The 21,161-nt window shown below is 44.8% G+C and carries 17 protein-coding genes, 2 tRNA genes and 1 rRNA gene (1 of these 20 running past the window's edge); 8 read left to right on the top strand and 12 right to left on the bottom strand.

The annotated features are described in order from the left end of the window. From SATMO3_RS14220 to SATMO3_RS14195, 6 genes are all read right to left on the bottom strand, one after another. Window positions 1-47 (bottom strand) — tRNA-Ala (locus SATMO3_RS14220); it reaches 29 nt to the left of the window's first position. Between the two features lie 85 nt (window positions 48-132). Then, window positions 133-209 (bottom strand) — tRNA-Ile (locus SATMO3_RS14215). 252 nt (window positions 210-461) lie between these two features. After that, a 16S ribosomal RNA gene (locus SATMO3_RS14210) occupies window positions 462-2,119 on the bottom strand. A gap of 388 nt (window positions 2,120-2,507) precedes the next feature. Continuing rightward, entirely contained in the window at window positions 2,508-2,663 is a 156-nt protein-coding gene (locus SATMO3_RS14205; protein WP_371381424.1) for a hypothetical protein, read from the bottom strand. A gap of 297 nt (window positions 2,664-2,960) precedes the next feature. After that, window positions 2,961-3,926 carry a TIGR01212 family radical SAM protein gene (locus tag SATMO3_RS14200; protein WP_371381423.1) on the bottom strand — a complete coding sequence of 322 codons (966 nt, stop codon included), beginning with the start codon at window positions 3,924-3,926 and terminating at the stop codon, window positions 2,961-2,963. Continuing rightward, entirely contained in the window at window positions 3,901-5,670 is a 1,770-nt protein-coding gene (locus tag SATMO3_RS14195; RefSeq protein WP_371381422.1) for a B12-binding domain-containing radical SAM protein, read from the bottom strand. Before SATMO3_RS14195 ends, SATMO3_RS14200 begins: the two co-directional genes overlap by 26 nt. Before the next feature lie 148 nt (window positions 5,671-5,818). Here SATMO3_RS14195 and SATMO3_RS14190 point away from each other — a divergent pair, with 148 nt between their 5' ends. The 6 genes from SATMO3_RS14190 (at window position 5,819) to ligD (SATMO3_RS14165) (ending at window position 11,973) form a co-directional block, all read left to right on the top strand. Further along, window positions 5,819-6,601, top strand: a complete 783-nt coding sequence (locus tag SATMO3_RS14190) for an N-acetylmuramoyl-L-alanine amidase (RefSeq protein ID WP_371381421.1) — start codon at window positions 5,819-5,821, stop codon at window positions 6,599-6,601. 91 nt (window positions 6,602-6,692) lie between these two features. Then, window positions 6,693-8,504 carry an oligoendopeptidase F gene (gene pepF / locus SATMO3_RS14185; protein ID WP_371381420.1) on the top strand — a complete coding sequence of 604 codons (1,812 nt, stop codon included), beginning with the start codon at window positions 6,693-6,695 and terminating at the stop codon, window positions 8,502-8,504. 132 nt (window positions 8,505-8,636) lie between these two features. Further along, complete coding sequence (locus tag SATMO3_RS14180; protein WP_371381419.1) at window positions 8,637-8,933, top strand: zinc-ribbon domain containing protein; 297 nt, start codon at window positions 8,637-8,639, stop codon at window positions 8,931-8,933. Window positions 8,934-9,198: 265 nt separating this feature from the next. Beyond that, window positions 9,199-10,185, top strand: coding sequence for a non-homologous end-joining DNA ligase (gene ligD / locus SATMO3_RS14175; RefSeq protein ID WP_371381418.1), 987 nt, complete (start codon window positions 9,199-9,201; stop codon window positions 10,183-10,185). Between the two features lie 17 nt (window positions 10,186-10,202). Continuing rightward, window positions 10,203-11,060 (top strand): Ku protein, encoded by an 858-nt coding sequence (locus tag SATMO3_RS14170; RefSeq protein ID WP_371381417.1) that lies wholly within the window; start codon window positions 10,203-10,205, stop codon window positions 11,058-11,060. Continuing rightward, window positions 11,050-11,973: a non-homologous end-joining DNA ligase gene (gene ligD / locus SATMO3_RS14165; protein ID WP_371381416.1), complete on the top strand. Its 924-nt coding sequence runs from the start codon at window positions 11,050-11,052 to the stop codon at window positions 11,971-11,973. Before SATMO3_RS14170 ends, ligD (SATMO3_RS14165) begins: the two co-directional genes overlap by 11 nt. A 48-nt stretch (window positions 11,974-12,021) precedes the next feature. On the opposite strand, the gene pckA (SATMO3_RS14160) is transcribed toward ligD (SATMO3_RS14165), so the two are convergent. From pckA (SATMO3_RS14160) to SATMO3_RS14135, 6 genes are all read right to left on the bottom strand, one after another. Next, entirely contained in the window at window positions 12,022-13,557 is a 1,536-nt protein-coding gene (gene pckA, locus SATMO3_RS14160) for a phosphoenolpyruvate carboxykinase (ATP) (protein WP_371381415.1), read from the bottom strand. A gap of 229 nt (window positions 13,558-13,786) precedes the next feature. After that, window positions 13,787-15,289, bottom strand: a complete 1,503-nt coding sequence (thrC, locus tag SATMO3_RS14155) for a threonine synthase (protein ID WP_371381414.1) — start codon at window positions 15,287-15,289, stop codon at window positions 13,787-13,789. 31 nt (window positions 15,290-15,320) lie between these two features. Then, window positions 15,321-15,995 carry a B3/4 domain-containing protein gene (locus SATMO3_RS14150; protein WP_371381413.1) on the bottom strand — a complete coding sequence of 225 codons (675 nt, stop codon included), beginning with the start codon at window positions 15,993-15,995 and terminating at the stop codon, window positions 15,321-15,323. Between the two features lie 34 nt (window positions 15,996-16,029). Beyond that, window positions 16,030-16,503, bottom strand: coding sequence for a Cys-tRNA(Pro) deacylase (gene ybaK, locus SATMO3_RS14145; RefSeq protein ID WP_371381412.1), 474 nt, complete (start codon window positions 16,501-16,503; stop codon window positions 16,030-16,032). Window positions 16,504-16,572: 69 nt separating this feature from the next. Beyond that, a complete protein-coding gene (locus SATMO3_RS14140; RefSeq protein WP_371381411.1) occupies window positions 16,573-17,646 on the bottom strand; it encodes a DUF362 domain-containing protein in 1,074 nt (357 codons plus the stop codon). Window positions 17,647-17,786: 140 nt separating this feature from the next. Further along, window positions 17,787-18,044 carry a hypothetical protein gene (locus SATMO3_RS14135; protein ID WP_371381410.1) on the bottom strand — a complete coding sequence of 86 codons (258 nt, stop codon included), beginning with the start codon at window positions 18,042-18,044 and terminating at the stop codon, window positions 17,787-17,789. Window positions 18,045-18,231: 187 nt separating this feature from the next. Here SATMO3_RS14135 and SATMO3_RS14130 point away from each other — a divergent pair, with 187 nt between their 5' ends. Next, window positions 18,232-19,308 carry an HD-GYP domain-containing protein gene (locus tag SATMO3_RS14130; protein WP_371381409.1) on the top strand — a complete coding sequence of 359 codons (1,077 nt, stop codon included), beginning with the start codon at window positions 18,232-18,234 and terminating at the stop codon, window positions 19,306-19,308. Between the two features lie 204 nt (window positions 19,309-19,512). Then, entirely contained in the window at window positions 19,513-21,045 is a 1,533-nt protein-coding gene (pckA, locus tag SATMO3_RS14125) for a phosphoenolpyruvate carboxykinase (ATP) (RefSeq protein ID WP_371381408.1), read from the top strand. The last annotated feature ends 116 nt before the right edge of the window (window positions 21,046-21,161 follow it).

Raw genomic sequence — 21,161 nt, 5'->3', positions numbered from 1 at the left:
ACCCCCTGCTTGCAAGGCAGGTGCTCTCCCAGCTGAGCTACGCCCCCGTGTTTAGCTGTTTGGACGTTGCATTTTAAATATTAGATAAAGGATTTAAGCCAGTATCTAAAGTCTAATAACCAATATCCAAAATGGTGGGCCTAAGTGGACTTGAACCACTGACCTCACGCTTATCAGGCGTGCGCTCTAACCAGCTGAGCTATAGGCCCAAGGTTCCGGCTGTATGAAAACTCGCCCTCGCTGTGTTGCTTAGCGATACTTGCTTATGACAGCCTCAAAGGAATTTTTTATACTCACTACCCCCGGCCCCTACCACGAACGCTGCAACCCGTTAACATGGTTTTGTCGGAGTATATTTTAAATGAGCATTCCCTCAAAACCAAACAATGTAAGAGTTATCATCTGCCTGATGTGTCGACCTTGGAAGTAGTTCAGGTGTTACCCCGAACGGTTCTCCCTAGAAAGGAGGTGATCCAGCCGCACCTTCCGATACGGCTACCTTGTTACGACTTCACCCCAATCATCGGCCCCACCTTAGACGGCTGGCTCCTTGCGGTTACCCCACCGGCTTCGGGTGTTTCCAACTTTCGTGGTGTGACGGGCGGTGTGTACAAGGCCCGGGAACGTATTCACCGCAGTATGCTGACCTGCGATTACTAGCGATTCCGACTTCACGGAGGCGAGTTGCAGCCTCCGATCCGAACTGAGAGCTTGTTTATGCGTTTCGCTTACCTTCGCAGGCTTGCTTCGCTTTGTTTAAGCCCATTGTAGTACGTGTGTAGCCCAGGACATAAGGGGCATGATGACTTGACGTCATCCCCGCCTTCCTCCGCATTGTCTGCGGCAGTCTCCCTTGAGTTCCCACCATAACGTGCTGGCAACAAAGGATAAGGGTTGCGCTCGTTGCGGGACTTAACCCAACATCTCACGACACGAGCTGACGACAGCCATGCACCACCTGTTTTCGTGTCCCCGAAGGGAGGGATCTATCTCTAGACCTTTCACTCAATGTCAAGCCCTGGTAAGGTTCTTCGCGTTGCGTCGAATTAAACCACATACTCCACCGCTTGTGCGGGCCCCCGTCAATTCCTTTGAGTTTCAACCTTGCGGCCGTACTCCCCAGGCGGGGTACTTATTGCGTTAACTCCGGCACAGGAGGGGTCGATACCTCCTACACCTAGTACCCATCGTTTACGGCCAGGACTACCGGGGTATCTAATCCCGTTCGCTCCCCTGGCTTTCGCGCCTCAGTGTCAGACACAGTCCAGAAAGTCGCCTTCGCCACTGGTTTTCCTCCCAATATCTACGCATTTCACCGCTACACTGGGAATTCCACTTTCCTCTCCTGCACTCAAGATCCCCAGTTTCCTGCGCCCATACGGAGTTGAGCTCCGCACTTAGACACAAGACTTAAAGATCCACCTACACGCCCTTTACGCCCAATAATTCCGGACAACGCTTGCCACCTACGTATTACCGCGGCTGCTGGCACGTAGTTAGCCGTGGCTTCCTCCTTTGGTACCGTCATTACCTTGCATTATTTACACAAGATATGTTCGTCCCAAACGACAGAGCTTTACGATCCGAAAACCTTCTTCACTCACGCGGCGTTGCTCCGTCAGACTTTCGTCCATTGCGGAAGATTCCCCACTGCTGCCTCCCGTAGGAGTCTGGGCCGTGTCTCAGTCCCAGTGTGGCCGTTCATCCTCTCAGACCGGCTACTGATCGTCGCCTTGGTGAGCCATTACCTCACCAACTAGCTAATCAGACGCAGACCCATCTCTAAACGGTAGCTTATATATAGAGGCCACCTTTCTTAACTCAGTCATGCAACCAAGTTACCACATTCGGTATTAGCACCACTTTCGCGGTGTTGTCCCCAGTTTAGAGGCAGGTTGTCTACGCGTTACTCACCCGTTCGCCACTATCTGCTATTCAACACCGAAAACTCAGGTGTTGGCACTTTTTATTTGCGTGAAGCGCTCTCTATCGTTCGCGCTTGACGCTGTCGGAGTTCACATCACCAAAACCCTCGGTGTTGAACAGCAGACCGTTCGACTTGCATGTGTTAGGCACGCCGCCAGCGTTCGTCCTGAGCCAGGATCAAACTCTCCAATAAAGTTTTATTTATTGAAGCCATCTGATGGCTCATAAAATTTAAAAGAAATTATTTAATGTGCTCAAATGAGCACCGCACATCTGGCATATGATGCATTACTTACATTGTTCAGTTTTCAGGGAACGTATTCTGACATCATTAGATGATCGTCACTTTTTGTTAACGATAAACCGTAATGACAGTTTTTATATATTAACACAATACATACACCGAGTCAACATACAACTTTTGTCAGTTTTTGTTCGGCATTGCTTTTTCGCAGCCGACTTTTATATATTAACACGCACATCATAGCGTGTCAATAAGCCCAGTAGGGTATTTTTTACCATGAGCATGCCCAGTAAAAAAGAAGTCCTGAGCATAAAGAAAACATCGTATTAAAACGATGTTAGCAATAGCATTCAATATATTCTTCAGTAAGAATATCGAGTTTTTCGCGCATCTCACTGATTGTTCCCGCTGTCAAATTGAGTTCCTCCAGATCGCTGCTATGAAGCAGAGATGAAAGTTTATCAATCTGCTTTAATAATTGAAGCTTTCTCATTGTTAATACTACACTCTCCTTAAATCGTAAACTGCAGTATAATATTAACAACTCTAACTTTCTTTGTAAATAGATTTAGACAAACACAGAAAAGCAAGTGTTTTCACATAAGTCAGAAAACGCATTCGTCCGGAATCACTGTCAGCCTTTCAACATACACACCAACATAAAATCCATAAAGATTTACAAGCAGACTAAACGCCCGCGGCAAAGCGTACCTAACACCCCTGTTTAAGAGAAAATCTTTATTGATTTCCTAATAAAGCAGACTTAGCTTCAGTTAACCCCATCTGAAGGTTAGTCGTCGGATAAAAACCTTTGGACTGCTCTTCCATTTAAATATTCACATTTTTTCCCCTGCCAAGTGTCTCTGACTCTCAGCTCGTCTTCAATAGCTTCACGTATTTTCCACCAGCCAGTCTGCCAGTTGGTAAATAGAGTATTGGTTTCCGGTGCTCGGCCGATTAAACGCTGAATTACCGTGTCTGGGTGAAGATATTCAAGGAAGCTAACTACTCTATCAACATAATTTTCTTTACTAATGAGTGTAAAGTCACCTTTTTGATACCACTCAGCCATAACCGTGTTTTTTACAATGTACAGGGCATGCAGTTTTACTTGCTCAATACCTAATGCTGAGATAATTTTAGCACTCTCAATTGTATCGATCATATCATCCCACGGGAGATTCAAAATAAGATGGGCACATACCCCCATCGACCAGCGTTTAATCCGTTGTGTGGCGTCAATAAACTCAGCCAGCGAATGCCCTCTGTTAATTTTCATTAATGTATGATAATTAACTGTCTGCAATCCCAATTCAATACTAATATCAATACCATATTCAAGCTGGATATTAGCCAGCATCTCCAGGTAAGCATCATTAATACAATCAGGTCTGGTGGCCAGTGCTATGGCCACAATATCTTCCTGACAGGCTTCCAGGACATGACGCTTGAGTTGGTCTACCGGCAAGTACGTATTACTGAAATTCTGAAAATAGGGAATAAATTTTTTCGCTTTGTACTTTGGGGCAATATGTGCTTTATTAGCAGCAAGTTGGTCACTTACACTTAGAGAAGCGGGAAGATTTTCATAACCGGCGCCAATCTCACCGCAAAATACACAACCGTTATGCCCGCACTGACCATCACGGTTAGGACAGGTTACAGGCAGACTGACCGGCAGTTTATACACCTTTTCGCCATATTTTTGGCGTAAATATTCGGAATAAGTTTTATATCTCGGTACAGAAATCATCATCTTTAATCCTCTGATAAGACGGTCTCCCGTTTTGATATGAAAAAAGTACAGCAATTTTCCGGTTATCCAAATAGCCACAGCCAGCGAGATAAGAAGGAATATCAACCATAAATACTTCAACATGGTACGCCTTTTTAATTTCCCGCCAAGTAGTAAATGAGAATTCCGGCAAATAATGCTTAGCGCGGCTGGTATCCCGCCAAAAAGAAGTTTTTGCGTCAGCCCACTTATCAGCTGCTGCCTGATTTATCTGATTCCAGGGCAAAAAGTCAGGCCGCACTGTCCCCTGTTCACTCATAAGCGCATCAAACTTCAAAAGTTCAAGATAGCTGTGCAGCAAAACCGGGTAAAGAGCCTCGCAGAATTCTGCCATATATTTATATAAGTTTTTGGCACTATGGGCAACAAGATGGTAACCGTGCTGTTCCCAATAGCAGGCAAGGTGGTAATAAAAGTCAAAAGCCCCACTGCCTGTTGCTGCTATCAGCCAAGTCAGACTATATTTAAAACGCCCGCTATTATATACCTGTTCAAATACTTCTTCTAAAATTTTAAGCCTTCTGACCTGATCATAACTTAGATAATTATTTGCTAAGACCTCATAAGGAGCAGTATCCATAGCTATATATCCATGTCTTCCGGCATCCTCCCGGATACCCGCGCCTTTAAGGAGTTTAAGAAAACCGATTTGCAGCATGTCCGGCTGAAGGCTATAGACATCATCAAACGATTTAGCAAATATAGTTTGATCTTCGTAAGGTAAGCCAATGATCAGATCAAGGTGTAAATGAATATTGTTATAACTTCTGATCCTGTTAATGTTTTCAACGATGCGCGACCAGTTATTGTGCCGCTGTATGGCCGTCAATGTTTGTTGATTTGTTGACTGAATACCGATTTCAAATTGAAATCGGCCAACCGGTACCCCATGCAAAAAATCAACTACTTCTTTATCCCAAATATCAGCAGCAATTTCAAAATGAAAATTTGTCCGGCAAGTCTGGTCCGCCAGAAATTTTAATATGGGAAAATAATGATCTTTACGGGCATTGAAGGTACGGTCAACGAATTTAACTTGTCTGACATTGTGATCAATAAAAAACTGCAAGTCGTTAAATACACGCTCAAGACTCAAAAACCTCACGCCAGAGGTTGCACTTGACAAACAGTACTGACAGGAAAACGGACAGCCCCGTGAACTCTCATAATATATTATTTTGTCCTTAAGCAACGGCATCTCAGCCTCTGAATAAGGAAAAGGTATATCATCGAGGTTATCAATTATTTGGGGTGTTCCAACAATCCCTTTGCAACTGCCGCGATAAGCTATTCCGGCGATAGCCTCCGCCGTTTTTCCCGCTTTAAGTGCGTCCAGCAACAGACTTAAGGTTTTTTCACCTTCGCCCAGGACAATATAATCCACTGCGGGATTTGCTGCCAGCACAGCCTGCGGTTCATAAGATACTTCCGGTCCGCCTAAGACAACAATAACCTCTGGCCGGACTTTCTTTATTAACGCAGCGAGCTGCAAACTGGCTTCAATATTCCATATATAACAAGCCAGTCCAATTACATTTGCCTGATAGGTATATATATCACTTAAAATCTCAAGCAACCCGTTATTCACTGTGTATTCACGGACCGTCACACTTTGTCCGTAACGCTGACAAAAAGATGCAAGATATCTAAGGGCTAACGAAGAGTGAGTATATTTTGCATTTAATGTTGAAAGTAACACCTTCATAGTCTTCTCCTGAATCCATGATCTCCTGAAAGTATAGTGTTTTCGGGCACGCTTGTCAAATATCCTGCCTGGCTGATTTACGGGTATTCACCACCCCAGTTTGCTTCGCATAAAATAGAATAAGGTTAACATGAGGATGGTGAGAAATATGCGGATAATGATCGACGGACGCTATTTACCCGGCAGTGCCCGCGTCAACCGTGATTTATTAATAACTCTCCGTAATATGGCCAAAGCGCTTAACTGGGGAATCCGTTATGATGCACAACATGAATTAGTTCTGATCAATTCCAAAGATTCCTCTATGCCCCCGCTGCCTGTCAGCCAGCAGGCCGATGACAGAATCGAAGACGAGAACGCCCGCTTGGCCGGCAAGGCCATTTGCCTGGACCCCGGACACGGGGGCAGTGACCCGGGTGCGACAGGACCTACAGGCACCCTGGAGAAAGACAATACATTAGCTATTGCGCTTCTGCTTAAAGAAAAACTGGAAAAAAACGGGGCTATTGTTATTATGACCAGAGACGCCGACGCCGACGTAGCCCATGCCGAGGCAAGCGCCAATCAAGGACTTGAAGCAAGAGTAGAGGCCGCCAATCAGGCTGAAGCCGATTTATTCGTCAGCATCCATAATGACTCCTTTACCAACAACACAGCCGCAGGCACTACCACCTTCCACTATGGTGATAAAGAGTCGACAAAATTGGCCAATCTAGTTCAGCGGACTCTGGCGGAAAACCTGGGAACAAAAAATCGCGGCGCCCGTTTTGCCAGTTTTTATGTATTACGTTATACCAATATGCCGGCGATATTGGTTGAGGTAGCTTTTATTTCCAATCCTGTGGAAGAAATGCTTTTATCCAGTGTTGACGGACGCGATAATGCTGCTGTAAGTATCTGTGAAGGAATCCTCAAATACTTCAAAGTATAGAAAATATTTTATTCAGGGCATCCTATACCAGGAAATGGCACAATCTCGGCTAATATATCTATGTGATAATTTTTGAAAGGAAAGTGATTATATGTCGCAAACATCTACTGCGCTGCCAGTACGCGAGGATATACAATCCGAGTATAAATGGCATGTTGAAGATATCTATGCAACGGAGGAGCAATGGCAAACTGACCTAGCGAAAGTAAAAAATGACCTCCCTGCTATAGGCGCCTATAAGGATACTTTGTCCCAATCTGTTGATAAGTTGGCTGCTTGCTTAAGATTACGGGATGAGATTAATATCTTAGCCGGCAAATTGTTTGCCTATGCCCGTCTACACCGGGATGAAAACACAGCAAATGCAAAATATCAAGCGCTTGTCGGTAAAACTGAAGGTATGCTTGCTGAGGCCAGTGCCGCCACTTCGTTCATAGAGCCGGAAATTTTGGCCATGCCTGATCAAGTCTTGGCTACCTACCGCAGGGAGCAGCCCCTTGCGGATTACAGCTTCTATTTTGATAATTTAGACCGGCAAAAACAACATATTTTATCACCTGCGGAAGAAGAAATTCTGTCCCGTTCAGCAGAAGCCACACAGGCATCCGAAACCATTTTCAACATGTTGGCCCATGCCGATATGAAATTTCCGGATATCTCAGGCAAAAATGGCAACCCCGTAGCCCTAAGCGAAGGACGTTACCGGTCACTGATTATGTCAAATGACCGTCGGGTTCGCAAAGACGCCTTTACAGGGTTGTTCGGCACTTATAACTCTTACCGCAATACATTTGCCGCGACGCTGTCAGGTAATGTCAAAAAAAATATCTTTTATGCCCGTACCCGGAAATTCGCTTCAACCCTGGAGTCTGCCCTGTCAGACGGGAATATACCCGTAGGTGTGTATGATAACTTACTTGCCACTATAAATTCCAACCTCGCCCCTCTCCATCGCTATATTGCACTGAAGAAAAAAGCCCTGCAGCTTGATACTATTCACATGTATGATTTGTACACCCCGTTAGCTCAGCATGTGAAATTCGATATTCCCTATGCCGATGGCCTAAAACTGGTTCGCGACGGACTAGCACCACTCGGGCCGGAATATACAGATATTTTAAATAAAGGTCTTACTTCCGGCTGGATTGATGTGTATGAGAATAAAGGAAAACAGACAGGCGCTTACTGTTGGGGTGTATATGGTGTCCACCCGTTTGTACTCCTTAACTATAATGACCGGCTGGAGGACGTCAGCACCCTGGCTCATGAAATGGGGCATGCCATCCATAGTCATTACAGTCAGGCTACGCAACCGTATGCCACTTCTCAATATACTATTTTCACGGCCGAAGTAGCGTCCACGACTAATGAAATCCTGCTAAACGATTATTTATTAAAAACAACAACTGACAAACAAAAAAAATTGTATTTGATTAATCAATATCTGGAAATGGTCAGAGCTACTGTCTACCGTCAAACTATGTTTGCCGAATTTGAGCGAGACATTTACAACAAAGCCGAAGACGGCGAGACACTTACGGCTGATTTGCTGGATGAAATGTGGCATAACCTTAATGTCAAATATTATGGTCCGGATATGGTGGTAGATAAGGAAATCGACATAGAGTGGGCCCGGATTCCACATTTTTACTGGAACTTCTATGTCTATCAATATGTAACCGGTTATGCCGCAGCCACAACTCTTGCCGCCAAAATGCTGGAAGAGAAAGCCGATGCTCAGAAAAAATATATTGGTTTCTTAAAAAGCGGCGGATCGGATTATCCCATAAACATACTAAAGAAAGCCGGAGTAGATATGTCAACGCCAGAGCCGGTAGAGCTCACACTTAACAAGTTCTCCGGCATGCTGGACGAACTGGAAAAAATACTATCCATCTCTTGACAATTAATTCTCTAAAAGGTATATTTTAGATATGACAAAACATAATTGCTCTCGATGGCTAGCGTCTTCATGTCTTGACCAACCGACCAGCAATTGTTTGCGTCAAACACATTTAACGGAGGTTGGTTAAACATGGATTATCAAGACAAAGATCTTACCTGTAAAGAGTGCGGTGCAGCTTTCGCTTTCACTGCATCTGAGCAAGCTTTTTACGCTGAGAAAGGCTTCCAAAATGATCCTTCCCGTTGCCCGGACTGCCGTGCAGCTAGAAAACGTCAAAATGGTGGCCGCATGGGCGGCAATGCTCGTCCGCAACGTGAAATGTTTGACGCTACTTGCAGCGCCTGTGGCATTCAAACTCAGGTTCCTTTCCGTCCTACTGCCGGAAAACCTGTATATTGCCGCGATTGCTTCCAAGCCAATCGTTAATTATTATTGCCTTGCTAACAGGCCGGTTAAATCCGGCCTGTTTTTATTTTTTCCATTTTCTGTCCCTACCCCATCTATATAGTATCCAATAAAGATTTACAGGCACGGCGTTAGTAAAAACTTAGGCCCGGCAAAGAGCCAATGGCAAAGTGACCTACTACCTGTCTTTTAAAAGACTCTTTATTGGATTTCATATAAGAGAATTTTGTAATATATTTGCTGTCCCTGCAAAAACTAAGACCATACTATCAATTACGAGGATATTATGCCACTAATTAAACCTATGCTGGCTAAGACAGGTAATTTGCCTGACAATCAAACCCAATACAGTTTCGAAATCAAGTGGGACGGCATCAGAACCATCTTATACTTTGAAGATTCTAAATGTAAGATAGTCAGCCGCAATCTTAAAGATTTAACCGGGCAGTATCCGGAACTAACGGCGTTGGCTTCTTCAATTGGAACTGGTCATCAAGAAATAATTCTTGACGGCGAGATCGTAGCTTTTAACACTGCCGGCCTGCCTTCTTTTTCCCTGCTCCAGCACCGTATGGGAGTAACCGATGACAAGCTGATTGCAAAACTAAGGCAAGAAATCCCTGTGCATTACATAATATTTGATATTCTGTCCCTAGACGGTAATTTACTGTTAGACAAAAACTATCTCGAACGCAGATCCATATTAGCAAGCCTGGCTTTAGAGGGACCCAACTGGCAGACTCCCGGTTTCAAAACAGGTGATGGACAAGCAATTTTAACCGCCAGCCGGAATTTAGGCCTGGAAGGTATTGTAGCCAAACGACTGGACAGCTCCTATCAGGCAGGCAAACGCACCGGCGCCTGGCTAAAAATTAAAAACCAACGCCGCCAGGAACTGATTATTGGCGGCTGGGTTCCAGGTCAGGGAACCCGCCAGGGAAAAATTGGCGCTCTGCTTGTTGGTTGTTATGATATTACTCAGCAAAACGCAAAGACACAGGGTATATCCCAACGGTTGCTGTATGCCGGCAAAGTAGGTACCGGGTTTACTCAGGCTACCCTCCAAGCTTTAGCTAAACAACTGGCGCCATTATATCGGGATGATAACCCGTTTGACCAAGATCTGCCAGTAAAAAACGTCCGTTATGTTGAACCGGTATTGATTGGCGAGTTTGAATTTACCGAATGGACCCCTAACCACACACTTCGTCATCCTTCTTTCAAAGGTTTAAGATATGACAAAAATCCGCGTCAGGTGATACGCGAAGAATAATTCCGGAGGTGATACCTGTGCCCCGTCCAATGTGGAGTGGAGCCATTAGTTTTGGACTGGTCAATATTCCGGTTAAATTGTACAATGCCGTAAAAAAGAAATCTATTCATTTCAATCAGCTTCGCAAATCAGATGGTTGTCGTATACGCTTAAAAAAAGTCTGTCCTGCCGACGGCAGCGAAGTACAGGCTGAAAACATTGTCAAAGGTTACGAGATTTCACCAGATCAATATGTGGTGGTAACAAACGAAGAGCTGGAAGCAATTCAGCCCAGAAATGCCCGTACCATTGCCATCGAGGATTTTGTCAGACTGGATCAGATCGACCCTCTTTACTATGACAGTTGCTATTACCTTACGCCTGATAAAGGCGCCGGTAAGGCCTATTCTCTGCTACATACTGCCATGCAGAACACCGGCAAAGTTGCCATTGCAAGAGTTGTTATGCGTAATAAAGAATATCTTACTGCCATCCGTCCGGTTGGGCAAGCACTGGCCCTGTCGACAATGCACTTTGCTGACGAAGTGCTGGCGGCCGACCAACTGGAAGATTTGCCAATTGATATTCCCGAGCCGCAAAAGAAAGAACTGATTATGGCCGAACAATTGATTGAATCACTGACAACTGAGTTTGATCCTGCCAAATATCATGACCAGTATCACCAGCAAATCATGGACTTGCTTGAGAAAAAAGCAGAAGGCCAAACTGTCATCAGCCGGCCTGAAGTTAAAGAAAGCGGCAAAGTTATTGATTTGATGGCTGCACTGGAAGCAAGTATCTCGGCTATTAAAGGTAAGAATACTACAGATAAGAAAATGATGCCAACCGGCAAACAAGCCGCTCCGGCCAGGAGGAAAAAAGCCCGTGCCCAGTGATAGTAAAAATAAAACTATTATTGATATAGCCGGACATAAACTTAAAATCGGCAATCTCGACAAAGTGTTTTACCCGGCAACCGGCTTTACAAAAGGGCAAATGCTTGATTATTATATCCGTATTGCTCCGTTTCTGCTTCCTCATCTAATCAATCGGCCGCTTACAATGAAACGTTACCCGAATGGAGCTAACGGCAAATTCTTTTACCAAAAGGAATGTCCGGCACATCGTCCTGATTGGGTTAGGACAATCCCTGTTTGGAGCGGTGGGAATCACCGCAATATCAATTTTTGTAATGCCGCCGATTTACCAACACTGGTATGGGCCGCTAATCTGGCGGCCTTAGAACTGCATACCTCACTATCGCAGGCACCAAAAATAAATCAACCGACCCAGCTTGTTTTCGACCTTGATCCCGGCTCGCCGGCAACAATTGTAAATTGCGCACAGGTAAGCCTGCTGTTAAAGAGTTTTTTCGATAAGCATAAGCTGCAAAGCTTTCCAAAGACTTCAGGCTCCAAAGGGCTGCAGGTGTATGTGCCATTAAATACCCCGGTAAACTATGACGCGACCAAAAATTTTGCCCGGATTCTAGCCAGCCAGTTTCAGGAAAAATATCCGGAGCTGATTACCGCCAATATGAAGAAAGCGTTGCGCCCCGGTAAAGTCTTTATTGACTGGAGCCAAAACGATGAACATAAAACCACGGTATGTGTCTATTCTCTCCGCGCCAAAGAGCAGCCCACAGTTTCCACGCCTGTTACCTGGCAGGAAGTAATCCGGGCCGTTGATCAAAACGATCCCAAACTGCTAACTTTTGAAGCCACACAAGTGTTGGAACGCACCGCTCAGGCAGGCGACCTCTTCTCTCCCCTGCTTAGTCTTATGCAGAGATTGCCCGCTCTGTCGTAATATGTACCAAGGCCGCCGTCTTATAAAAACGGCGGCCTTTCACATTTGTTAACATCTTGGTCCGGCGGAAGAGATTGCGTCCGGCATATTTTGCTTGAAGCTGCTGAAGTTTTTTACGAAAAGCCTGGCCAGTTCCAACGCCTTTTGATCATAAGCCGACTTATCCGCCCATGTGTTGCGGGGTGCAAGAATTGCCTCCGGCACGCCCGGACAGCTTGACGGTACATAAACATTAAATACCGGATCAAGCTGATATGGCACTTGATCTAACTGACCTTCAATTGCAGCGGTCACCATAGCCCGCGTATAGGATAACTTCATTCGGCTGCCTATTCCATAAGGTCCACCCGACCAGCCAGTATTAATCAGAAATACCTGCGTACCATAGCGTTTCAACTTGTCCCCTAACAGTTCAGCATATCTTAGCGGAGACAGTGGTAAAAACGGTGCGCCAAAACAAGCCGAAAAGGTTGCCTGCGGCTCGGTAATGCCACGTTCGGTACCAGCAAGCTTACTGGTATAGCCGGAAAGGAAATGATACATCGCCTGTTCGTTGTTTAGCTTGGCAATTGGCGGCAGCACGCCAAAGGCATCGGCTGTTAAAAATACAATGGTTTTGGGATGACCGGCCACTCCGGGAATCAGAGCATTCGGTATGTATTCGACAGGATAAGCAACTCTGGTATTTTCGGTAATGGAACTGTCGGCAAAGTCGGGTATTCTTGTCGCCACATCAACAACCACATTTTCCAATACAGCGCCAAAGCGAATAGCTTCCCAAATCTGTGGTTCAGTCTCGTGCTTGAGGCCAATGCATTTGGCGTAACAGCCGCCTTCAATATTGAAAATCCCTGCATCACTCCAGCCGTGCTCGTCATCGCCAATTAGCCGCCGGTAAGGATCGGCGGATAAGGTTGTTTTACCGGTACCGCTCAAGCCAAAAAACAGGGCGGTATCACCAGCCTTGCCTACGTTTGCCGAGCAATGCATGGACAAAATGTTCTTCTCCGGCAAGATATAATTCATCACGGTAAAAATAGACTTTTTCATTTCCCCTGCGTATTGCGTTCCGCCAATAAGCACCAGTTTTTGTTCAAAATTCAGGATAATAAATGCCTCTGAGTTTGTAGCGTCAATAGCCGGGTCAGCTTTAAAACCGGGAAGACAAATTACTTTATAATCCGGGCTATTAGTCGCAGTTTCCGGGGATGGGCAAATAAACAACTGCTGTACAAACAAATTTTGCCAGGCATATTCATTTATAAACTCAACATGAATACGGTATCCGGGATCAGCTCCCGCAAAGCCGTTAAACACAAACAACTCCCTGTTTTGCATATAGGCCAGCATCCGGTTATGCAACTGATTAAATTTATCTACAGAATAAGGCTTATTATTAGTCCAGTCTATTATATTGCGAACTCCCGGTGAATCGACCACGAACTTGTCATTAGGCGACCGGCCGGTGTATTTACCTGTCGTAACATGCAAGGCGCCACTGCTTGTTAATTGGCCCTCGCCCCGCTTAATGGCCGCTTCGGTCAAATGCGCCGGACTCAAATTGCGTAATATTTTACTTGTCATACCTTATACCCCTTCCCTTTCAGCAGTTATTAGTATAATGTACTTCATAGTATACTGTATACAGATCTATTTGGCTATATTAAATACAAATAAATATACTACAATATCTTTATATCAACCTATTAGTATACCTAATTGAAATAAAAAAAATACTGCTCCACATCCTTGACCGGATTACTGGCTTCAGTATTAGGCAAGGATAGTGATGCAGTATTTTTAATATTTTTCTTTATTCAGCAATTTTCAGGGCAACCTTTACGACCCCGGGCATATCCTTGGGATTACACACACTCGTATGGCGTACAGGCAAGTGTTCAAGCTCAGCCAGTGCCGCCGGCACCGGCGTATCAATAAGTTCAGCCAGCTTATTCAATGCAGTAAATTCTGATACTGCAGCCAAACTGTCAGTGCCTTGCAAAGCGCTAAGTACCGTATCATTAAATTTAAAAGGACTGGCAGTGGCAACAATAATGTTTGGACTCGAATCACCGGTCTCACGGCGATAGTTTTCAGCAACCTGCCAGGCAACTGCCGTATGAGGATCCAAAGTATAGCCATATTCCTTATAAACCTTATCAATTGTAGCTACTGTTTGCGTGTCGCTTACCCACCCTGCCGGGAAGATAGCTTGGATAGCTTGCAATTGTTCATCACTGACCTGATACTCACCTTTACTGTTTAGTTCACTCATCCAGCGGCTGACCTCAGACGGAGCGTTATTGCTCATATGGTAGAGCAGCCGCTCTAGATTACTGGAGATCAAAATATCCATAGAAGGCGAGTAGGTCTTGTGGAACTCTCGCTTACGGCTATATACACCTGTTGCAAGAAAATCGGTCAGTACATTATTCGAATTAGAAGCACAAATCAGCTTATTAATAGGCAGACCCATTCGCTTGGCATAATAGCCTGCGAGAATATTGCCGAAGTTACCAGTTGGTACAACAAAATTGACCTGCTGGCCGGCGCTAATATGCTTACTTTGGACTAAATCCGCATATGCGCTGAAATAATATACAATCTGCGGCACAAGTCTCCCCCAGTTGATGGAGTTGGCAGACGACAGCTTAAAGCTGTTAGCGGCCAATTGTGCATTAAATGCGTTATCGTTAAAAATATGTTTTACACCAGTTTGTGCATCGTCAAAGTTGCCTTTTACCGCAAATACAGCAAGATTATTCCCTTGCTGGGTAACCATCTGCAAACGCTGAATTTGACTCACACCATTTTCCGGATAAAATACCATGACGCGTGTCTGATCAACATCTTTAAACCCCTCCAGCGCAGCCTTGCCAGTATCGCCGGAAGTCGCTACCAGAATCACAATTTCCGCGTGTTCGTCAATTTTCTTAAGTGCGCAGGATAAAAGTCTGGGCAAGAGTTGCAAAGCCATATCTTTAAAGGCACTGGTTGGCCCGTGCCACAATTCCAAAGCAAAAACATCATCAGTAACTTTAACAACCGGCGCTACTGCAGAACTGGAAAACTTATCACCGCCATAAGCGCCGGCAACACAGCTTTTCAGTTCGCTCTCGCTATAATCAGTTAAAAATAATTGCAGCACAGCAACAGCACGTTCCTGGTAATTCAGTGAAATCATGCGCTTTAAGGTCTGTTCATCCATCACTGGCAAAGATTCCGGGACAAATAAGCCTCCATCCGGGGCTATCCCTTGGGCAATGGCTTGGGCCGATGTTAATTTTTCAGCTGCCCCCCGTGTGCTAACATACATATAAGTTTCCCCTTCCTACAGCTTATGGCAGTTATTCACCGGTATGAGCAACATTTTTTCCGGCTACCGTCCCACCATTATAACAAACAAACATAGCGCCTGCAAAATCCAGTATGCTATTTAATTCATTTACACTCACACTTTCATCAGCATAAATAACAGCCAAAAGATTACGGGTTGTCAGGGTAACAGCCGTCCGCCGCGAGTCTGACGTCGGATTGCCAAATACCCCCAGCGAATCTGTAAGAAACGGCTTATTGCCTGTTGAAACCTCATTATTAGCGATATTTATGTAATTGCCTTCATCGGCTCGCCGGTACACTACATCGCTGGTTATCTGATCCAAATCATACAGCCCAAAAGGCAGCAGATATTTAATTGAACAATAATTATTAACATCAACGGCACTATTGACATAGTACAAGTCTTTTTTTTGTAATACCCGCCGTACCAGCGCCTCCGACGCCGGCCGATAACGCGACGGGTCAAAATCAAGTTTTTTGTACATATTGCGCACTGCCAAAATCCGGGGAAGCTTCGGCAGAACTTCCATATTATATGCTTTGGCAACTTCCTGTTGTAACTGGCCAAACTCCTGACTTAAAGCAGGCGGCGTTCCCCGGACAACAACATTGTTAATAAGCAAATACCCCAGGCGGCAATTAGGAACAACCTGACTAATGCTTTTATGAATAATAATTTGCATACTTTACTCCTCCCCGGACATTCAGATGAATCATTTACTCGCCGCGGGCAATCGGGCACAACCGGGCATTTACCGCCTGCACCAAACTAGAAGGTGCAACCACTATCTGACAACCCCGCACACCGGCGCTAACAGCAATCACCGGCCAACTCTCAGCACTCTCATCAATAAAAACCGGATAACGTTTTTTGGGGCCGAGCGGCGAAACCCCGCCCCTGACATATCCGGTTAGAGGTTGTACCTCTTTTAATGCTACCATTTCTACTTTTTTATTGCTACTGGCGACAGCCAAAGCTTTAAGGTCCAACTCCGCAGCACCGGGAATGCAGGCCATAATTACACCAGTCTTGTCGCCTCTGGCCACCAACGTTTTAAAAACCTGACCATGCGGCATATTCACCTTGTCAGCCACATGCTGAGCACTTAGATCACTCTCATCGACCTCATATTCATGCAACTCATAGCTAATTTTGAGACCATCCAATATTCTGGCGGCATTTGTTTTCATAACATTTCCGTTTCTCCTCTAACAACCCGCACCGGGTAAGGCAATCTGTTTATATAAATGATAATCGATCTATTCCAGTGTAATCAATTGATATTCCAAAGAACCCATACCAATTTTTGCAGCATGCTTGATTTGAATCATGGCATCATGGTGAGCATAAGAAATTTCCGCTAAGGTTTTGCCATGCGCCTTGGCAGTCAGATCCAGTGTCGCCTTATCAACGGCTACAGGATCATCCGCCGCCAAAATGCCAATATCAGGAATGATCTTTGCCTGCTTTACATTAAAACAGTCACAATCCTTGGTCATATCGACAAGAACATTAAAGTAAAAACACTTGCCCGGTTTACCAATTACACTGCCATATGCATGCTCTGCCATACTCCTTTGCATATAACCCGACTCGGCATTCCAATCATATTTTACAGCATCAAACCGGCAAACAGCCAGACATTCACCACAACCTATACACTTTTCCGCAACAATAAAAGCTTTACTGCCCTGCTCAATTATAGCATCCTGCGGACACCATTTGATACATTTTTGACAATACTTACAGGCTGCGGCATTCACTTCCGGCATCATAGCCGAATGCTGCCGCATTTTTCCCATGCGGCTGGCCAAGCCCATACCGATATTTTTAATGCAGGCGCCCAAGCCGGCAGCAGGATGGCCGGTAGGATGCGAAACCACTAAAAGCGAATCGGCGCTTAACACCTCTCTGGCAACTTTGACAGATTTGTGAAGTTCGCCGTTTATCTCGACCTCGTGTTCGGTATTGCCTGCAAGCCCGTCGGCCATTACAAAAGGCGCGCCAACATTGTCAATGCTAAAACCGTGGTTGTGGGCATGCAGAATATGCTTAACAGCATTTTCACGCTCACCTTTATATAATGTAGAGGTTTCGGTTAAAAATGGCTGCCCACCTAAAGCTTTGGCCTCTTGCACCAAAACCCGGACTACTTCGGGTTTAACATGCGTTGTGTTTTTCTTCTCGCCAACATGTAATTTAATTGCGACAAAATCGTTAGTACTTATAATTTTTGAAGCGCCGGAAGCCGCAAAAATCCTGGCCATAGCGCTTACTTGCTCACCAACCGGCAGACCATCAGCCAACGGAATATAATACACATTTACAGACATTGAACATTCCCTCCACTGTTAAAATCCACCTTAGCTTTTGCATTTTTTCACAAGTATATTATTGTTTCCTCATTTTGTCAATAAAACAGCTGTATAGCAAACAAACAGGTACGAGCGCGGTAAGCCGCGCCCGTATTTTCCTAATCAATTACCATGTATTTTACTTTTACATCAGGTATTTGTTTTAGTTCTTGCTCAATCTGTTTAATTGGAATATCCTCGCCGCATAACTGCAGTAGGATTATGCCATCATTAGTACAGGAATTAACAGCCGCATCATGTAATCCCAGCCGCACCCTGATATAACAGCCATATTTGGTTAGTATATCCTGGACTTTTACAGCCGTTTCCAGACGGTTCTCCTGAACAATGGCCATGATAGTTGAACAATTGGTCATATAAACCAACACCTCCGGAAATATACTTGGTATAATACTTATCCGCAAATTACAAAAATCCTTCTGCCAAGTTGAAAAAACAGAAAATATTACCGTAGAAATTTGTCTTATGTTGGAGGATTTCTTTATATTATGTTGAATAATTTGCCATATATTTATTTATACCACTCTGATATGAGAGGTGTCTATGAGCTTAACAACTGACGAAACACGCAAGGTAATCGAGCAGCCAATAGCCTTTCTTGTTCCAGGAATGGAATTGGCGCGCGATGTCTGCTCAAGCAACGGCAAAATTTTATTTAACAAGAACAATATCCTCACTCAACATAATATTAGACAGCTTAGCAATTGGCAGATACCAAAAGTTTTTATCTATGCTGAGGTAGAAACCGCTAACCCTATCGTCGACCCCAAACTCCAAAAATTTCTTAATACCTACAACCAAACTGTAACAGTGGTACAAAAGGCGTTTGATGATATCCGGTCAACGCAGGAAATACCCCTTGATACTTTTAATACGGCTGCCGGCGAAATTGCCGCCACTGTCCATGAGGCCGGCAATGTAATTGACCGCTTGTATAACTTGCCGCCTTGCGATGACTATACTATGTACCATAGTGTTAATGTCAGCGCCATTTCGGCTCTCATTGCTATCTGGCTCAAATATCCGCCCGAATCAGTTAACGCCATTTCATTGGCGGGGTTGTTGCATGATGTGGGCAAATCCCTTTTGCCGCCCGAATTACTAAATCAGACCCACAAACTGTCTCCTGCTGAATATGAGCAATACATGAAGCATGTCGCCTATGGCTATGAACTCGTCAGTAAAATTCCTAACATATCGCAAAGCATTACCGCCGCCGTTTTTCAGCATCATGAGCGCCGAGACGGCAGCGGTTATCCGGGAGGAATCACCGAAGCCCATATACATCCTTATGCCAAAATCGTGGCCATTGCCGATTTGTATGATGAAGGCATGACCATTAACCGGGAAAACCCACAAGCTATGCTCAGTCCTTACCTAAGCCTGCAAAAATTACGGGATGAGTTATGCCGGCTTGATCCCAAAGTCTGTATAACGTTTTCCGACAACATGATGAACTTTTTATCCGGCAACAGGGTTGCGCTCACCGATGGACGCCAAGGTCGAGTAGTATTTGTAAATAAGGAGCAGCCAGCATTAGCCATGGTTCAGCTTGATAACGGAACTGTACTTGATTTGTCAGAGGGGTATGGTCTTAGTATTCACTATATTATACGTTAGTGAAAAAAAGACTATTTTCTCAGACCTTCAGGTCCTACATACAAACTCCCCCTTTTCGATGAAAGTTATACGTTCTGGCCAAAATCCGCCGTCTTTGGGACGGCTTTTTTCTATATGTTTTTAATACTCTTCCCTGTCGCATCTTTCAATTGTCTGAATACTATATTACACCATATTGAACGACAGTACCGGGGAGGGGTATAAGTGATTTATTTCAATACTGCGATACCTAAATTAATTGAGATGGCCTTGTTCCGTCGTGAAGGTATGCTAACAGCGACAGGTGCATTCTTGGTCTACACCGGCAAATATACCGGGCAATCCCCAAATGACAAATACATTGTTGAAACCGCTGATACAGTTCAGGATATCTGGTGGGAAAACAATCTCAAAATGAGCGAAAAGCAGTTTAATTCCCTTCACAACAAAATGCTGGATTACTTACGTGGCAAAGATCTGTTTATTTTTGCCGGTTATGCCGGCGCCGACCCCAGATATAGTCTGCCGGTCAAAGTCATAAATGAATTTGCGTGGCAAAATATTGTTATGCAGCAACTTCTGATCAGAGCCCAAGACACCTGTTGGCCTGTCCCCACTACACCTCAACTTACCGTATTGGCCGCACCCAGTTTTACAGCTAACCCTGCAGCCGACGGCACAAGATCGGAAACCTTTATCATTATTAATCCAGGTAGAAAGCTAATACTTATTGGTGGTACTCACTATGCAGGCGAAATAAAAGAATCCATATTTTCGCTACTAAATTACCTGTTGCCTAAACAAAATATTTTGCCGATGCATTGTTCGGCTAATCAAGCCGCAAATGGGGAAACTGCTCTTTTCTTCGGTCTGTCCGGTACCGGCAAAACCGCTTTGTCCACAAATACCGATCGCTGTCTTATCGGGAATGATGAGCATGGCTGGAGTCAGGATGGTATATTTAATATTGAGGGCGGCTGCTATGTCAAATGTACCCGTCTTTCCCGAAAATATGAACCGGAAATCTGGGATGCTATCAAATTTGGTGCAATTTTAGAAAATGTTGTTGTAGATAATGAAGCCCGCCGGCCAAACTATGACAGCCAGGCGATAACAGAGAATACACGCGCGGCATACCCTATGGACCATATACCAAATAGTATTTACCCCGGCACTGGATCTCATCCGTCCACAATAGTCTTTATGACAGCAGACGCATTTGGGGTACTGCCGCCAATTGCCAGGCTCACCACCGAACAAGCCTTGTTTTATTTCCTTTCCGGTTACAGCAGCAGGCCGGCGGGAACGGAAACTGGCATTACCGAACCGCAGGCTACATTCTCGGCCTGCTTTGGTTCATCGTTTTTCCCGCTTAAGCCTGGAGTATATGCCAACCTCCTTAAAGAGAAAATCAACAGACATAAAGTTCGCGTATTTTTGGTAAATACCGGCTGGCAGGGGGGCCCTTATAGTTCAGGGACAAGAATCAACAGTAATAACACCCGCCTGCTGGTGACAGCCGCGCTAAACGGTTTCCTGGACTCTGCCGAATATATAACAGAACCGGTATTTAAATTACACCGGCCGCTAAAATGTCCGGGAATTCCTGATGACTTACTGAATCCGTCATTATTCTGGCACAGCCAAACAGCGTACCGGGAGAATGCGCTAAAGCTTGCCGCCATGTTCCACAGCAATGCCTGCCAAGCGGATATTCCTCCTGAACTTTTCGCCGCAGGTCCTGGTTATACAAACTGAATACAAACCTGGCCGCTCTTGGCACTTTTAGGGTCAAATAAAAGTAGATGGCAGCAAAGAGCGGTCAGTTCATCGGATAAGGTTTTGTGAGATAGTGTAAAATTACAGTTAGGACT

Source organism: Sporomusa aerivorans, from assembly GCF_041428895.1.
Lineage (GTDB): Bacteria > Bacillota > Negativicutes > Sporomusales > Sporomusaceae > Sporomusa > Sporomusa aerivorans.
This window is presented reverse-complemented; position numbering and strand designations above follow the sequence as displayed.

Coding starts and splice junctions, on each gene's coding strand:
- SATMO3_RS14205 (WP_371381424.1), bottom strand. CDS start 2,663: ATGAGAAAGCTTCAATTATTAAAGCAGATTGATAAACTTTCATCTCTG.
- SATMO3_RS14200 (WP_371381423.1), bottom strand. CDS start 3,926: ATGATGATTTCTGTACCGAGATATAAAACTTATTCCGAATATTTACGC.
- SATMO3_RS14195 (WP_371381422.1), bottom strand. CDS start 5,670: ATGAAGGTGTTACTTTCAACATTAAATGCAAAATATACTCACTCTTCG.
- SATMO3_RS14190 (WP_371381421.1), top strand. CDS start 5,819: ATGCGGATAATGATCGACGGACGCTATTTACCCGGCAGTGCCCGCGTC.
- pepF (WP_371381420.1), top strand. CDS start 6,693: ATGTCGCAAACATCTACTGCGCTGCCAGTACGCGAGGATATACAATCC.
- SATMO3_RS14180 (WP_371381419.1), top strand. CDS start 8,637: ATGGATTATCAAGACAAAGATCTTACCTGTAAAGAGTGCGGTGCAGCT.
- ligD (WP_371381418.1), top strand. CDS start 9,199: ATGCCACTAATTAAACCTATGCTGGCTAAGACAGGTAATTTGCCTGAC.
- pckA (WP_371381415.1), bottom strand. CDS start 13,557: ATGACAAGTAAAATATTACGCAATTTGAGTCCGGCGCATTTGACCGAA.
- thrC (WP_371381414.1), bottom strand. CDS start 15,289: ATGTATGTTAGCACACGGGGGGCAGCTGAAAAATTAACATCGGCCCAA.
- SATMO3_RS14150 (WP_371381413.1), bottom strand. CDS start 15,995: ATGCAAATTATTATTCATAAAAGCATTAGTCAGGTTGTTCCTAATTGC.
- ybaK (WP_371381412.1), bottom strand. CDS start 16,503: ATGAAAACAAATGCCGCCAGAATATTGGATGGTCTCAAAATTAGCTAT.
- SATMO3_RS14140 (WP_371381411.1), bottom strand. CDS start 17,646: ATGTCTGTAAATGTGTATTATATTCCGTTGGCTGATGGTCTGCCGGTT.
- SATMO3_RS14135 (WP_371381410.1), bottom strand. CDS start 18,044: ATGACCAATTGTTCAACTATCATGGCCATTGTTCAGGAGAACCGTCTG.
- SATMO3_RS14130 (WP_371381409.1), top strand. CDS start 18,232: ATGAGCTTAACAACTGACGAAACACGCAAGGTAATCGAGCAGCCAATA.